This is a genomic window from Phaeobacter sp. LSS9 (assembly GCF_003443595.1).
Taxonomy (GTDB): domain Bacteria; phylum Pseudomonadota; class Alphaproteobacteria; order Rhodobacterales; family Rhodobacteraceae; genus Phaeobacter; species Phaeobacter piscinae.
Genome location: NZ_CP031956.1, coordinates 3,605,781 through 3,620,503 on the forward strand (window position 1 = coordinate 3,605,781; position 14,723 = coordinate 3,620,503).

General features: G+C 62.3%; 15 protein-coding genes and 1 riboswitch. Of the genes, 3 read left to right on the plus strand and 12 right to left on the minus strand.

Features of this window, described 5'->3' with window-relative positions; translation table 11 throughout:
* Positions 1 to 9: 9 nt before the first annotated feature.
* On the minus strand, positions 10 to 2,196 hold the full coding sequence (locus tag D1820_RS17110; RefSeq protein WP_118069873.1) for a xanthine dehydrogenase family protein molybdopterin-binding subunit: 2,187 nt from the start codon (positions 2,194 to 2,196) through the stop codon (positions 10 to 12).
* A gap of 2 nt (positions 2,197 to 2,198) precedes the next feature.
* Positions 2,199 to 2,663 carry a (2Fe-2S)-binding protein gene (locus tag D1820_RS17115; RefSeq protein ID WP_096870814.1) on the minus strand — a complete coding sequence of 155 codons (465 nt, stop codon included), beginning with the start codon at positions 2,661 to 2,663 and terminating at the stop codon, positions 2,199 to 2,201.
* 176 nt (positions 2,664 to 2,839) lie between these two features.
* Here D1820_RS17115 and D1820_RS17120 point away from each other — a divergent pair, with 176 nt between their 5' ends.
* Together D1820_RS17120 and D1820_RS17125 are read left to right on the plus strand one after the other, a co-directional pair.
* The gene (locus tag D1820_RS17120) at positions 2,840 to 3,538 is read left to right on the plus strand and encodes a TetR/AcrR family transcriptional regulator (RefSeq protein ID WP_118069874.1); all 699 of its coding nucleotides are present in this window, start codon (positions 2,840 to 2,842) and stop codon (positions 3,536 to 3,538) included.
* A gap of 67 nt (positions 3,539 to 3,605) precedes the next feature.
* A complete protein-coding gene (locus tag D1820_RS17125) occupies positions 3,606 to 4,775 on the plus strand; it encodes an MBL fold metallo-hydrolase (protein ID WP_205521393.1) in 1,170 nt (389 codons plus the stop codon).
* 664 nt (positions 4,776 to 5,439) lie between these two features.
* On the opposite strand, the gene cobF is transcribed toward D1820_RS17125, so the two are convergent.
* The 7 genes from cobF to cbiE all read right to left on the minus strand — a co-directional run bounded on the left by cobF (position 5,440) and on the right by cbiE (position 11,852).
* Complete coding sequence (gene cobF / locus D1820_RS17135; RefSeq protein WP_118069877.1) at positions 5,440 to 6,225, minus strand: precorrin-6A synthase (deacetylating); 786 nt, start codon at positions 6,223 to 6,225, stop codon at positions 5,440 to 5,442.
* Positions 6,226 to 6,293: 68 nt separating this feature from the next.
* Positions 6,294 to 6,971 carry an energy-coupling factor ABC transporter permease gene (locus tag D1820_RS17140; RefSeq protein ID WP_096868414.1) on the minus strand — a complete coding sequence of 226 codons (678 nt, stop codon included), beginning with the start codon at positions 6,969 to 6,971 and terminating at the stop codon, positions 6,294 to 6,296.
* Between the two features lie 27 nt (positions 6,972 to 6,998).
* Positions 6,999 to 7,216, minus strand: a riboswitch (cobalamin riboswitch).
* A gap of 201 nt (positions 7,217 to 7,417) precedes the next feature.
* The gene (cobA, locus tag D1820_RS17145; protein ID WP_118069878.1) at positions 7,418 to 8,182 is read right to left on the minus strand and encodes a uroporphyrinogen-III C-methyltransferase; all 765 of its coding nucleotides are present in this window, start codon (positions 8,180 to 8,182) and stop codon (positions 7,418 to 7,420) included.
* Positions 8,179 to 9,498 (minus strand): cobyrinate a,c-diamide synthase, encoded by a 1,320-nt coding sequence (locus D1820_RS17150; RefSeq protein ID WP_118070280.1) that lies wholly within the window; start codon positions 9,496 to 9,498, stop codon positions 8,179 to 8,181. Before D1820_RS17150 ends, cobA begins: the two co-directional genes overlap by 4 nt.
* Positions 9,491 to 10,285, minus strand: a complete 795-nt coding sequence (gene cobM, locus D1820_RS17155; protein ID WP_118069879.1) for a precorrin-4 C(11)-methyltransferase — start codon at positions 10,283 to 10,285, stop codon at positions 9,491 to 9,493. Before cobM ends, D1820_RS17150 begins: the two co-directional genes overlap by 8 nt.
* Entirely contained in the window at positions 10,282 to 10,659 is a 378-nt protein-coding gene (locus D1820_RS17160; RefSeq protein ID WP_118069880.1) for a cobalamin biosynthesis protein, read from the minus strand. Before D1820_RS17160 ends, cobM begins: the two co-directional genes overlap by 4 nt.
* Positions 10,656 to 11,852: a precorrin-6y C5,15-methyltransferase (decarboxylating) subunit CbiE gene (gene cbiE / locus D1820_RS17165; protein ID WP_118069881.1), complete on the minus strand. Its 1,197-nt coding sequence runs from the start codon at positions 11,850 to 11,852 to the stop codon at positions 10,656 to 10,658. The genes D1820_RS17160 and cbiE overlap by 4 nt, the downstream gene beginning before the upstream one ends.
* Between cbiE and D1820_RS17170 the strand changes: the two genes are divergently transcribed.
* Positions 11,851 to 12,603 carry a cobalt-precorrin-6A reductase gene (locus D1820_RS17170; protein ID WP_118069883.1) on the plus strand — a complete coding sequence of 251 codons (753 nt, stop codon included), beginning with the start codon at positions 11,851 to 11,853 and terminating at the stop codon, positions 12,601 to 12,603. The genes cbiE and D1820_RS17170 overlap by 2 nt on opposite strands.
* Here the strand turns inward: D1820_RS17170 and cobJ are convergent.
* From cobJ to D1820_RS17185, 3 genes are read right to left on the minus strand one after another with little or no spacing between them, the layout of a single operon-like run.
* Entirely contained in the window at positions 12,600 to 13,364 is a 765-nt protein-coding gene (gene cobJ / locus D1820_RS17175) for a precorrin-3B C(17)-methyltransferase (RefSeq protein ID WP_118069885.1), read from the minus strand. The two genes, D1820_RS17170 and cobJ, sit on opposite strands and share 4 nt — an antisense overlap.
* Complete coding sequence (locus tag D1820_RS17180; RefSeq protein ID WP_118069887.1) at positions 13,361 to 14,089, minus strand: precorrin-2 C(20)-methyltransferase; 729 nt, start codon at positions 14,087 to 14,089, stop codon at positions 13,361 to 13,363. Before D1820_RS17180 ends, cobJ begins: the two co-directional genes overlap by 4 nt.
* A 3-nt stretch (positions 14,090 to 14,092) precedes the next feature.
* Positions 14,093 to 14,722, minus strand: a complete 630-nt coding sequence (locus D1820_RS17185) for a precorrin-8X methylmutase (RefSeq protein ID WP_118069889.1) — start codon at positions 14,720 to 14,722, stop codon at positions 14,093 to 14,095.
* Between the last annotated feature and the right edge of the window lies 1 nt (position 14,723).

The following is a 14,723-nucleotide window of genomic DNA, read 5'->3' on the forward strand; positions in this document are numbered from 1 at the left end:
GTTTGCGGTTTAGGAAAAAGTTACGCCGTTCTCAGTCATCGGCAGTGTGCTGACCATCGTGCCAGCCAAGGCTGCGACAGCATTGGCCAGAGCTGGCCCAGCGGGGGGCGTTCCGGGTTCGCCGATGCCGCTGGGGGCTTCAGCCGAGGGGATGATGTGGACATCAATGGCTCCGATGTCGCCGATGCGCAGCGGCTCATAGTCTGGGAAATTGAACTGGTCCACTTTGCCGCTGCTCAGGGTGATCTGATCGCGCATGATGTGACCGATACCGTACCCGACGCCGCTTTGGATCTGGGCGTCTACGATGTCCGGATTGACGGCAATGCCGCAATCCACGGCGCATGTGATTTTCTCAATCTTCACGCCGTCCTCCACATTGCCCGAGACTTCGACAACAAGCGCAACAAAGGTGCCAAAGGACATATGGCCCGAAATCCCCTGCGCATGACCGGCAGGCGCCTTGCCCCAGCCGGCCTTGTCTGCGGCCAGTTTCAGAGCCGCTGACTTCCTCTGCTGGTTCTTGTTGTTCGCGCCTGCCAGATACATCAGCCGGTACTCCAGCGGATCGGCTCCGGCCGCCTTGGCCGCCAGATCCATCATTGTTTCCATCACATAGGCCGTGTGGGCGTGGCCGATGGAGCGCCACCACAAGACTGATGTTGCCTTTTGAGTGTCGGTTAGGCCGAGGGCAAATCCCGGAATGCTGTAGGCGGTATCAACAGCCCCTTCCACGGAAGTGTGATCCACGCCGTTATGCACGACGATTTGTTCAAACGGGGTGCCTTTCATCACCGATTGGCCAGCAATTTGATGCTGCCAGCCGATGATGGCCCCCTTGGCATCTAGGCCAATCCGCACCTTGTGGCCGAAGGCAGGCCGGTAGTAGCCACCCTGAATATCATCCTCGCGCGTCCAGACCAGTTTCACCGGCCGCGTCCTATCCGTCATGATAAAGGCCAGCGCCGCTTCGACCTGATAGTCCGCCGATGGGGTTGCCCGGCGGCCAAAGGACCCGCCTGCGAACATCGACTTTATGTGAATTCTTTCCTGGGGCAGTCCGAAGATTTCCTGATAGGCCAGATGGGTTGCCGTCGGCATCTGCGCCCCATCATGGAGCACGATGTCGCCATCCTCGGTCTGTTCAATGGTGCAATTCAACGGCTCCATCGGGGCGTGCGCCAGCAGTGGGAAGTAAAAGGTTTTTTCAATGGTTTTTTCCGCCCCCTTGATGTCGGCCGCCACGGCGTCCGGATCCGTGCCGTTCGCCCGGAACTCAGGTTCGGCGTCCAGCGCCGCCCTGATTTCGGCTTCGACCTCATCAGAGCTGCGGGTCTCGGCGGCGGAGAGATCCCACTCGGCCTCAACCGCGTCCCGCGCCTGAATTGCGCCCCAGGTGTTTTCTGCATAAACGGCGATGCCCGCCTTGTTTGGCAGAACTGCAGAATGCAGGTAGCCTTGCACGTCCTGCGCGGCGCTGTCGTCAAAGCTGACGGCCAGGGCACCCCGCGACGGTGGGCGCTTGATCAATACAACCATTTGATTGGGCAGATGCACATCCATGGCGAATTTTGCCTGACCGTTGCCTTTGCTTGCGGAATCCAGACGGCGGGCGGCAGGTGAGCCGATCAGCTTATAGTCTGCCGGATCTTTCAGGCGCGGGTTTTCAGGTGTCGGCAGTTGTGCGGCCGCCGCCACAAAGTCGCCGAAAGGGGCAGAATGCCCGGCAGCACTGATAATCCCCTCGTCGATTGTGATTTCCGAAGCATTAATTCCCCATGCCGCAGCCGCGGCCGCGATCAGCATCTCACGGGCTGCCGCACCAGCCTGGCGGTACTGATCCCAGGAGTTGACGAGGGAGGTGGAACTGCCGGTGCCCTGGAAAATCCCGAACCTGAGGTTGGCATAAAGTTCAGGGTTAGATGGCGCGAACTCGAATTCGATCTGATCAAGACGCAGGCCTATTTCTTCTGCAATCAGCGTGGAGAGCCCGGTGCTGATGCCCTGGCCAGCCTCATAGTGCTTGACGATTGCTGTCACTGCACCGTCCGACCCGACTTTGACAAACGGGTTGAACTGAGCCGTGCTTTCCCCGGCAGCGGCAAGACCGCCGCTGGGGTTTACTCCGACAAAGAGAACAGCTGTGGAAGCCGCAGCCCCCTTCAGAAAGTTACGACGGGACGTATTCGCGGTCATCTTCAGCCCTCCAGAATTTCAGCAGCGCGCAGGATGCCCGCCCGGATACGCTGGTACGCAGCACATCGGCAGGCATTCCCCGACATGTAGTCGTCGATCTCTTCCGCGTTGGGTTTGGGGTTCTCGGCGAGCAGGCCTGTCGCAGACATGATCTGCCCGGATTGGCAGTAACCGCATTGAACAACATCCAGCTCCAGCCAAGCCTGCTGCACAGCCGCACCGATCGCTCCGTCACCGACGGCCTCGATGGTGGTGATTTCAGCGCCCTCTGTATCTTCGATGTATGTCTGGCAGGAGCGCACAGGCTCACCGTCCATATGCACCGTGCAGGCGCCGCATGAGGCGATGCCACAGCCGAACTTCGTTCCGGTGAGTTTCAGTTCGTCCCGTATCACCCAAAGAAGCGGGGTCCCCGGGGCAGCTTCGACGGTATGCGTTTGGCCGTTCAGTTTCAGCTTGATCGTCATCTTGACTTCCCTTTGGCCGAGCCACCCTGCCGCTGCTTGGCAATTGCACGGCTTGGCAGAAGTGTCTTGAAGATGCCTCCCTTGATATTGAGAATCATCAATCACTGTCAACATCTGTTGACTGCTAGTGGTGACAACGGGCTTGACTTCCCGTCAAAAGCGATCACATTCGCGTCATGACTTCAGAAAATTCAACCATCCAAACCAATAACTTGATCTTCAAAGCTGGAACCAGTCTCAGCACGGAACTGATCCTGGACACCGCCCTCACCTTGGCGGAGGAGGTTGGAAGCCTTGAAAAACTGTCGCTCCGGAAAATTGGCAAGGCCTTGAATGCGGATCCTACGGCGATCTATCGCTATTTCCGCAGCAAGAACGAACTGCTGCAAGCGATGGCAGACCGGATCTACTCACGAATGCTGCCGGCGATAGATGTAACAGACGAAGACTGGGCTACTCAGCTTACAGAAATCGCATCCTCCGTCCGCAGCGTTTATCTGGTCTTCCCGACGATTGGACTGGAAGTCACCAATCTGTCTGAGTCTGATGCTCGGGCTGCCAGTTACGTGATTGACGCAATCTATCGTGCATTGGAGCACTCCGGCCTCCCGGAACGGCAAATCCCAGTGTTCGGAGAAGTCCTGCTTTCCATGGCGATTGGTGTTGGCACCGGTGAAAATCTGTTCGGTTCTAATCCGGACCGAAGTAAGGCGTTGGTCAGGGAAAAACAAAAAAAGCTCGATCCGGCTCAATACCCGAACCTGACCCGCCATCTGGGCAGCCCGATCCCTTCCAACGAAGAGGTTTTCGACCTTGCCGTTCAAATGCTGATCGAAAAGATATCGGCAGTCGCAAGTGCCAGCAGCAAAAGCTGAACACACATGGGAAGGCCAATCAATCCACTGCCAGGAATGCCATGGTGCCTTGTTCATGCGCCATGGCATGCGCCGTGAGAAGGGCCGCCAGGTCAGGCAGGCAAGCTTGGGTTGGCAACCTCGGGCAACGAACATGAAATTGAGGAGTACCGCTCTCCTCACAGCCGGAATTTTTGCGCTGCTAGGCGCATGTACTTCCTATGAAACAAGAGACAAGATTCAGACCATGAGCAGCTCAACACCCAGCCATCACACGGCCAACCACAGGTTCCGGAACCCTCCCGGCAGCCCGGTACGCGAAGGGTCCGCCGGAGAAATGCTCGGGTTCATCATGAACCAGCTGTTCTCTTCTTTCAAAACACCTATTCCCAGCGATCATGTCCTGGGAGGTGATGAATTCCGTCGGCAATTGGCGCAGGCCCGCAATCCAAGCGTCACATGGCTGGGCCATTCTGCATTCATCATTAGGCTGGGTGGCAAGATCATACTGACAGATCCGTTCCTCGGGGAAACTGCCGGTCCTGCGGGCTTTGGCCCCAAGCGGTTTGTCGCAGCTCCGATCACCGGAGCCGAGTTGCCCAAGGCAGATGTGCTGCTGGTTAGCCACAACCACTATGATCATCTCGATGCTCCGACAATCGAAGCCTATCCCTACAAGGCGGACATCCACGTTATTGTTCCATTGGGTCTGGGAGCATTCTTTACCAGCCGCGGCTATTCAAAGGTGATCGAACAGGATTGGTGGGAGAGCTGGCGCTCCGGCGCCCTCACGATCTCCACCTTGCCGGCACTTCACAACTCCGGTCGCGGTCTCCGTGACAAGAACAAAACGCTGTGGGCCAGCTTTGGCATCTTCACCGACGAAGGCCGCATCTGGTTTTCGGGGGGCACAGCGAGCGGACCTGTCTTTGACGAGATCGGCAAAAGGGCGGGGCCTTTCGATTTGGCGTTGGTGGCTATCGGAGCATATGAGCCGCGCAAACTGATGAAGGGAGCCCATGTCACCCCTGAAGAAGCTGTTGAACTGGCAATGAAAGTTGGCGCCCGAGCCGCAATCGGTATGCATTGGGGAACAATTGCGTTGACGCCGGAAAACCCGTTTGAAGCGCCAATAAAGTTCCGCAAGGCAGCGGAAAAACTAGGCCTGGGCGCAAAAAAAGCTGTTGTGATGAAAATCGGTGAAACCGTAAACCTGTCTGCCGGTGACCTCACGCTGCCGCACCTTGTGCAGCGTTAGACAAATATGGGCGGCAGAGCCTGCATTAGTTCCTCCGTCTCGTTGTGACTGATTGTCCGCCGCCCGGCGGTCTGACACGCTGCCAACCTCTGAAGCGAGATTTTGGCATAATCTAGCTTCGCCCTTTCCAGCAGAGTGTAAACTGCCCCGTTTAGACCGGCCACCTTGGCTTGACCAAGGTGGTTTATCCAAGCTTCACCTGAAACCTGTGAATTCGGGTGGCAGAACGCGCTGTGGCGCACGCGCAGCGAAACCATCCAAGATACAGGTTGGGTTCAGGGCCACCCAATGCGTCTGCGTGCCTTCAGCAAGATCGCCGTGCAGCCCAGCTACTCGAAGACCGCACGCAGCCCGAAGCGGAACTCCGTCAAGGCACCGAGAGTGAGGACTATCAACCGCTGCTAATAATGTATGGCGACAAGGCTTCACTCTCATCTTTACGAGAAGGTCGCTTGTAGCACGACGTGGCTTTGGGAGCGAAATGCTCCATGTTGTGTTTAGCTCAAATTATGGCGCTAGCTCACTATCAAATATATCGCGTGAAGTCGCCTGTACGCGTTTGAAAGCTTCGACATATAACACTGTTATTTCGAAAATTGTCTGTGAGGGGCGTGCAAGGTCCACTCAAGCGGGGTGGCTTGGCTGGCCTTGCTGTTTTTACGCGTCACCGTGGAGGGCTGGAGACAGCCCGCCGCAGCAGATAGATATCCATGATCCAGCCATGATCCGCGCGGGCGTTGGCGCGGGTTTCGATGATCTGATCGCTGACCTCTCCCAACGGGCCTGAGATCGAAATCTCGTTTTCCATCCCGGCATAGGCCGTCCACCAGATCTGAAGGCCTGCGGGATCAAGCGAGCGGAACGAACAGGCGCCATCCAGCATCACCACCAGCGTCTCGGTCCCCTCCGGCCAGCCCGCATCGCGCAGCTGCCGCCCGGTGGTGATGGTGAAGGGGCCGTTGATGGTGTTGATCGGGATCGCATGCGCCGCCGTCAACGCCTGAATGGAGGTGATGCCGGGAATGACGCGCAGGGCAATCTCGGCCCGCGTTTTCAGCCGGTCAGCAATGCGCATCGTGCTGTCATAAAGCGACGGATCCCCCCAGACCAGAAACCCAACCGCGCCACCTTCGGGCAGATGGGTGGTGATGGTCTGCCACCAGATCTCAGCAATCGCGTCATGCCAGTCATCGACCCGCTGACGATAGTCCTGCGTCGCCTCATCCCGCACCGGCAGGTCGAATTCCACGATGCGGGGCGCGGGATGGTCCGGGCCGCCCTCGCGGATCGCTGCGGCGCAGATGGCTTGGCGCAACCCCGCCAGATCATCCTTCCCGGCGCCCTTATTGGGAATCAGGATCAGATCCTGCGTATTCAGCGCCTCCACCGCCTGCAGGGTCAGATGCTGCGGGTTGCCGGTGCCGATGCCAATCAGGGTAAGGTCAATCATTGCGGGCCTTTCAAATGAAAACACGGCCCCGAAGGCGGGGCCGTGCCGGTTCAGTCATGTGCCAAGGATCAGGCGTTGTTGTAAAGACGCGGTGTCACCAGCGCGCTGCCGTTGAGGCCACGCATTGCCTTGGCACCGGCCAGAACCGCCAGATCGGCAATCGGCTCAATCAGCACCACCAGCATATAGGCGCCACCAAAGGTCAGCACGGAAGTTACCGTTTCGCCACCAAACCCCTGACCGTAGAAGGCCCAGAATGCCACCCAGGCCACCACGCCGCCCTGATAAGCGGTGCTCAGCGCCAGCGCTTGGCTGTACTTGAGGTCGACATAGGCGGTGCCCGGCGCGATGATACGGGCGGCTAGCGCTTGCAGGGCAAACAGCGGCACCAAGAGGGTGGTCAGGTTGATGAAATACATCGGCAGATCAAACGGCGCAAAGAACACGCCCTGGATCAGCAGACCCGCCGCCAAACCAAAGGCCGCAGGCGCGGCCCCTAGGATCAGGAACAGAGTCGAGCCGAGAATGAAATGCACCTCTGAGACGCCAACCGGGAAATGCGGCAGCACCTCGAAAAACAGGAACACGCCCACGGTCGCGATCATGGCGCGCAGGGCATAGGATACGATATTGGTCTTTTTCAGATCCGCAAAGGTTTCCTTGGCGGCATAAGTCGCAGCGCCAGCTGCGGTGGCATAAGACAAGCCGATTTTGGTGGCATCAACGATGCCTGGTTCGATATGCATTACTGTCTCCTCTCCGTCTCACCCGACGGGTTGATTATGTGGCATGGCCGGTCTCCTGACTCGCGGGTCGCTGCTTGCTCTCCCCCTTCCCAGCCCGTTGGCCAGTGGGTGTTGGAAAGCTGCTCGCCGCTCACAGTCGCGGGGGCGGTTGAGGCTTCGGTGCCGCGATTGGGTCCACCGTTCCTCATTCCCGTTTCAGTCCTGACGCTTAGCGCCGTTGGAACACCATATGCCGCCTATGTGCCCGCTGGCGCCTGACTCGGTCAAGTTTGAATCCGGCTCCGCAAGAGATGTTAGCGACGCGCCCTCGGGTCAGCGGGACCCTGCGCGCACCATAGCAGGACGTCCCATCCGCACAGCGCAGACAGGAGCATCAAAGAGGGCGCAGCACCCGCACAGGCGAGCAGAGGGTCTGACGCGTATCGCGGCCGACCGCCTGATGCGGATCAGCTGGTCTCGGGGGCATCCAATCCGGCGTGGGCCGGATCTGCGGGCTGATCGGCCAGCGGGCCATAGAGGATCAGCACCGGCGCGGTGGTCCGCATCGCCCGCAATGCGGCCGGCAGGTCCCCCACTGTATGGCAATGCAGTTCCTGCTCCGGTGTCGACACCCCCAACGCCACCAGCGCATGTGTCTGGGGCGGCAACCCCGCCTCCATCAGCTTTTCCGCCAGCGCCGCAAAGGTGCTCTTGCCCATGTAGACAACCGTTGTGGCCTCACCATCGGCAAGGGCGGCCATATTCAGATTGTCCGGCAGGCCACCGGTGACGTCATGGCCGGTGATAAACTGCAGCCGCCGCGCCGTCATGCGCCGGGTCAGCGGGATGTTCGCCGCCGCCGCCGCCGCCGAGGCGGCCGTGACGCCCGGCACGATCTCGAACCCGATACCGGCCTGCCGCAGCGCGGTGATCTCTTCTTCCAACCGGCCAAACACACCGGAATCCCCGGATTTCAGCCGCACCACATGCAGACCGCTCTGGGCGTAATCGACCAGCAGCTGGCTCACATGGTCCTGCTTGGGGGAGGGGCGGCCGGCCCGTTTGCCCACGCCCACCAGATCGGCATCCGCGCGGGCATGGGTCAGGATCGGCCCGGAGGACAGATCGTCAAACAGCACCGCATCCGCCGCCTCCAGCCGCTTCACCGCCTTCACGGTCAGCAGCTCCGGGTCGCCGGGGCCAGAGGACACAAAGGAGACAAAACCGCTCATCCCTGCTCTCCGGTGATCAGATGGAAGAAGGTGCCGGTGACATGGCCCTTGATGGAGCCAGTCTCTGGCACCGGGTTGCCGTCAGCGTCCATGACATTGGCCAGCGGCGCGTCGGGTTCTTCCAGAATGGTGGAATAATGGAATTCATGCCCGCGCAACGCCGTGCCTGTGTCAAAACCCGGCATACCGGCCTGCAGGATCGCGCGGCGGTAGCCGAGGTGGAACTTGCGCTTTTCGTAAGACGTCACCAGGCCCAGCAGTCCCAGCATCTGGTGGCGGGTGCCCGCCTTGTCGATCAGCGCCTCCCCCAGCGCCATATAGCCGCCGCACTCACCATGCACCGGCTTGGTCTCGGCATGTTTGCGAACGCCCGCACGGAAGGTCTCCGCCGCCGCCAGCGTGCCGCCATGCAGTTCTGGATAGCCGCCGGGCAGCCAGACCAGATCGGCATCCGCCGCCGGCGCCTCATCCGCCAGCGGTGAGAACGGCAGGATCTCTGCCCCCGCCGCGCGCCAGCCGCTCAGCAGATGCGGATAGGTGAAGGAAAACGCCGCATCCCGCGCCAGCGCAATCCGCTGGGCGGGCGGCGTGGGCAGGCTGGCAGCTGCAGGGGCCGCCCCCGATAGTGCCGCCGATTTGATCGCCTCCAGATCCACATGCTCACGCAGGAAGGATGCATAGCCTGCAATCGCGGCTTCCAGATCCGGATGTTCCACCGCCTGAATGAGGCCCAGATGCCGCTCCGGCAGCGCCAGATCGCCACGCCGGGGCAGGGAACCCAGCACCTTGATCCCGGCCTTCTCCATGCCCAATCGCGTCAGCCGTTCATGGCGCGGGCTGGCGACACGGTTCAGGATCACACCGGCAAAGGGTACTTCGGTGTCATAGTTCTTGAACCCCAGCGCCGTGGCCGCCGCTGATTGCGCCTGACCGCCCACATCGACCACCAGCACCACCGGCCAGCCCATCCGCTTGGCGGTTTCGGCAGAGGAGCCAAAGCCCGACTGTCCGCGCGTCGCCACGCCGTCATAAAGCCCCATGGAGCCTTCACCGATGCAGATTTCCGCGCCCGCCGCCTGTCCCGTGACCGCATCCAACAGGCCTGCGTCCATCGCCCAGGTGTCCAGATTGAAGCTCGGCCGTTTGGCGGCTGCCAGGTGAAACGCCGGGTCGATATAATCCGGCCCGCTCTTGTAGGGCTGCACCACAAGGCCATCCTCAGCCAGCGCCCGCAGAAGGCCCAGCATCACGGTGGTTTTGCCGGTACCCGAGGAGGGCGCCGAAATCATCAGTCCGGGAGGGGTCTTATCAGTCATCGCCATGGCTCCAGCTCGACCACGGGCTGTCTGCGCTTTGCGGCCTGTAGCGGCGGTCGTAATCGGCAGAGTAGAGGCAGCTTTCGTCAAAGCCTTCGCCCTTCAGCACCGGCCCCACCAGAATGAGCGCCGTGCGGGAGATCTTCTCGTCCAGCGAGTCCTTGAGGGTCTCCAGCGTGGCGCGGTGGATCTGCTGATCCGGCCAGCTGGCGCGGTAAACCACCGCCACCGGGCAATCCGCGCCGTAATGCGGTGTGAGGCTGTCGACCACATGGTCCAGATTGCCGATCGACAGATGGATCGCCAGCGTGGCGCCGGTCTTGGCAAAATTCTCCAGCGACTCGCCTGCCGGCATTGAGGACGCCCGCCCTGGCGTGCGGGTCAGCACCACCGACTGGCCAAGGCCGGGCAGGGTCAGTTCCGTTCCCAGCGCCGCCGCAGCAGCGGCAAAGGACGGCACACCGGGGGTGACACTGACTGGAATGCCCTCGGCTTTCAGGCGACGCAACTGCTCGCCCATCGCCGACCACACTGACAGGTCGCCGGAATGCAGGCGGGCGACGTCCTGACCGGCCTCATGCGCCGCCTTGATCTCACCCACGATAGCCTCCAGATCCATCGCCGCCGTGTTCACTATCTTGGCATCCGCCGGGCAGTGACTCAGAATTTCCTCCGGCACCAGTGACCCCGCATAGAGGCACACCGGACAGGACGCGATGATGTCGCGCCCGCGCAGGGTCAGAAGGTCGGCAGCGCCGGGGCCGGCGCCAATGAAGTGAACGGTCATGGCTCAAGTCTTTCTGCTATGGCCGCGGTGGCAAGCCCATCCGCGGTGACGACTCTGGGGGCGAACAAGCGCGATTTTGCGCCCTGTACCCCATGGCGCGCTCCAGCCAGCGCCGCAGCTTCCGCCAGCGAGCCGGTGCCGAACCGCGCCTTAATCCGTGGCGAGCAGGTCAGTGTCTGCTCCCCGGCAATATCCTGTTCCTGAAGCGCAATCACCGGCAGGCCGGTTTGGCGTGCAAATTCCTGCATGGCAGGGGTATTGGCCTTTTCTGCAATCGATGCCAGCGCATCCACACGCTCCCCGGTCAGCGCCAAAGCCGCCTGCAAATCCGCCGCCGTGGCGCTCTCACGAAATCCGATCCCTGCCACTTTCATCGCGTGACGCTCCACTGAATGACAGGCCGCGCCCGCCGCCAGTCGCGCATGGACCCCAGCGGGCCTGCTTCGGCGATCTCGGCCTTCAAGAGATGGCCCCCGCGTGCCGCATGGGCCTGCATCAGCAGGGTCTCGGTTTCCAGCGTGACGCCATTGGCCACCAGCCGCGTGCCTGCGGGCAGGATGTCCCACAGGTGATCCAGCAACGCTTGGCTGCCGCCGCCACCAATGAACACGCAATCGGGCAGGGGCTGGCCGTCCAGCACCTCCGGCGCCTTGCCCGGCACCGCACGCATCCGGTGATCCAGCCCAAACGCCGCCGCATTGGCGCGGATATTCTCCAGCCGGCCCGCGCGCGGCTCGAATGCAATCGCCCGCGCGCCGGGTGCGACCAGACACCACTCGACCGAGACCGAGCCGGAGCCGCCGCCGATATCCCACAGCAGTTCCCCCGCGCGCGGTGCCAACGCCGACAAGGTCAGCGCACGGACGGGACGTTTGGTGATCTGCCCGTCGCTGGCGAAATGCGCATCCGCCAGCCCCGAAGCCTGCGGCAGCCCGGGCCGCATGGCTTCGATGGCCATAAGGACCGGCGCCCCACCCGGCGGCACATCCCAGCCCTCAGCAGTGGTATGGAACAGCTGTTCCTTGGGGCCGCCCAGCCGCTCCATCACACACAGCCGCGCATCCGGCTGGCCGTTCTCAACCAGCCAAGCCGCCAATTCGCCGGGCGCCGCACCGTCGCGCAGGGTGCAGATCACCCGCATACCCTTGCCCAACAGTGGTCGCAGCTGCGCATAGGGGGCTGCATGCAGGCCGAGGCAAAGAACCTCCTCCAGCTTCCAGCCCAGCCGGTTCGCCGCCAGCGCAAAGCAGGATGGCGTGGGGTATGATACCCATTCCTCCGCCGCCAGATCCCGCATCAGCGACCCGCCGGCCCCATGCCAGAACGGATCGCCCGAAGCCAGCACAACCACGCGCCGCCCGCGCATCGCCAGCACCGGCTCGGTCGAAAACGGCACCGGCCAGGACTGCCCCTTGGCGCCAGCACCAGCCAATTCCAGATGCCGCGGGCCGCCGAAAATAACCTCGGCCTCCGCCAGCGCCTTCCGGCTTGCATCACTCAGGCCTTCCAGTCCATTTTCGCCCAGACCAATGATTGTGAGCCAGTGTTTGGAAAGGCCATCAGACATGACACGCATCCTTCTTCTGGGTGGCACCACCGAGGCCTCCAGCCTGGCCAAAACCCTGGCCGAGGCGGGCGCAGATGCGGTGTTTTCCTACGCGGGCCGCACCGCCATGCCGGTCCGCCAGCCGCTGCCGACCCGTGTGGGCGGCTTTGGCGGCAGCGAAGGGCTGGCGGCCTACTTGCTCGCCGAAGCCATCACCCATGTGATCGACGCGACCCATCCCTTTGCCGCGCAGATGAGCACCAATGCAGTGCAGGCCTGCGCGGCGGCGGGGGTGCCGCTCTGCGCCTTTGAACGCCCGGCCTGGCAGGCGGGGGAGGGCGACAGTTGGCTCCACACGGACAGCATCGAAAGTGCGGTGAGCGCCCTGCCGGATGCGCCCGCGCGGGTGTTTCTGGCCATCGGCAAGCAGAACCTCACCCAATTCGCGGCCAAGCCCCAGCACCACTACCTGCTGCGGCTGGTGGATGCGCCGGAGGCGGATTTGCCGCTGCCGCACACCACGGTCGAAATCGCCCGTGGGCCGTTTGATGTGGCGGGTGACACCGCGCTGATGCAGCGCTATGGCATCACGCATGTGGTGGCCAAGAACGCCGGCGGCATGGGCGCCGCGGCCAAACTCACTGCTGCGCGTGAGCTGAGCCTGCCGGTCATCATGATCGGCAGGCCGCAGGTGCCCGCCCAAGCAGGGCAGCGCCCTATATTGGGCAGCGTGGCAGAGGTGATGGCCTGGCTGTCGCATCCTGCGGATTAACCCTCAGCGGCGTAGCGCGGGGTGTAGACGTAATTGCCCACCCGCCGCGTGTCGCGGTTGCCGACAATCACCACGGTGCGCATATCAGCCATCTCAGGCGTGGCGTCTTTCAGCGGTACGGTCAGCAGCTCCTGTCCCGGCTTGGTCACGTCGCGGGCAAAGGTGATGAGGGTGTCCGCGCCGCAAGCCTCCCGCAGGATGTCCAAAGCGCGGGCAAACTGATGCGGCCGCGATTTGGAGCGCGGGTTGTAAAACGCCATCGCCAGTCCGGCCTCGCCCACCAGCTGCAGGCGCTTTTCAATGAGGCTCCAAGGCTTCAGATTGTCGCTGAGGTTGATGGCCGCGAAATCATGCCCCAGCGGCGCGCCGATGGCGGCAGCGGCGGCCAGCATCGCGGTGATGCCGGGCAGAACCTTGATCTCCAAGTCCAGCCACTCGGGGTGGGCTTCCGCACTGTTTTCCAGCGCCTCGAACACGGCAGAGGCCATCGCGAACACACCCGGATCACCGGAGGAGACCACAACAACGCGCTTGCCCTCGGCGGCCATCTCCAGCGCGTGGGTGGCGCGGTCAACCTCGACCCGGTTGTCAGTGGCGTGCAGGGTCAGGCCGTCGCGCGGCGCGATGCGCTTCACGTAGGGGATATAGCCGACGATATCCGTAGCCTCATCAATGGCGTCGCGCACTTCCTGCGTCACCAGCGCCTCGTTTCCGGGACCAAGACCGGCAATCACCACCCAGCCATTTCCTGTGTTGCTCATGGCCGACGCCCCTGTCCGTGCACCAATACGATGGAGAAGTAAGGCACTTCGCCGTCGATCTCCGACAGCTTCTGCACGGTTTGCCCCGGCATGGTGCCGCGCTCGACCAGCCAAGCGTCATCAGCGCGGCCCGCACGCTCCAGCGCGCGGCGCAGCTTGGGCAGGTTGCGGCCGATCTTCATGACCACCAGCGCGTCGGTTTCCGCCGCGCGCTTGGCCAGCTCTTCCTCGCTGAGGGTGGCCATGGCCACGGTCAGAACATCGTCCCCCCAGGTGATCGGCTGGCCGGAGGCGGTCCAGCAGCCGGACATGCCGGTGATGCCCGGAATGATCTCCTGCTCCGCACGGCCCTGCAAGCGGGTATAAAGGTGCATGTAAGAGCCATAGAGGAACGGGTCGCCCTCGCAGAGCACCACCACGTCCTCATCCTTGGCAATCTCGGCCAGCGTATCGGCCCAACGGTCATAGAATTCCGCCAGCACCCGGTTGTATTCGGGGTCGGAGAAATGGATTTCGGTGGTGACCGGATATTCCATCGCGTGTTCGGTGACGCCCTCGGCCAGCATCCCGTCCACGATCGCGCGGGCCTGGCCCTTGCGGCCGGCCTTGCGGAAATAGGCGATGTGACGCGCGCCTGTGATCATCCGGTGCGAGCGCACGCTCATCAGATCGGGGTCCCCGGGGCCGAGCCCGGCGCAGATCACTTTGCCCTTGGAGATGGTCATGGCTTATTCTTTCCAGCTCGCCAGCGCGTTGACCGCAGCCACCGTAATGGCAGAGCCACCCAGACGGCCCTTCACGATCATCGACGGCACCGGCAGGTCCTGCATCAGCGCGTCCTTGGACTCCATCGCGCCGACAAAACCCACAGGGCAGCCGATGATCGCGGCAGGGCGGGGGCAGTCCTGAACCTTCAGCATGTTCAGGAGATGAAACAGTGCGGTGGGGGCGTTGCCGATGGCCACAACCGCGCCTTCCAGTTTCGGGCGCCAGAGTTCCAGCGCCGCTGCTGACCGGGTGTTGGACATTTCCTTGGCCAGCTCCGGCACCTTCGGGTCGCGCAGGGTGCAGATCACCTCGTTGTCGGCGGGCAGGCGCGGGCGGGTGATGCCTTCGCTCACCATATAGGCGTCACACAGGATCGGCGCGCCTTCGGCAAGGGCTGCGCGGGCGGTCTCAGCCATGCCGTCGGAAAACCGTACATGCTCTTCCAGCCCCACCATGCCGGCGGCGTGGATCATGCGCACGACGACGCTTTCCTCGTCCTTGTTGAAGCGCGCCAGATCGGCCTCGCGGCGAATGGTGGCAAAGCTTTCGGCATAGATCGCGGCGCCGTTGGTCTCATAGTTGTGGAGCATG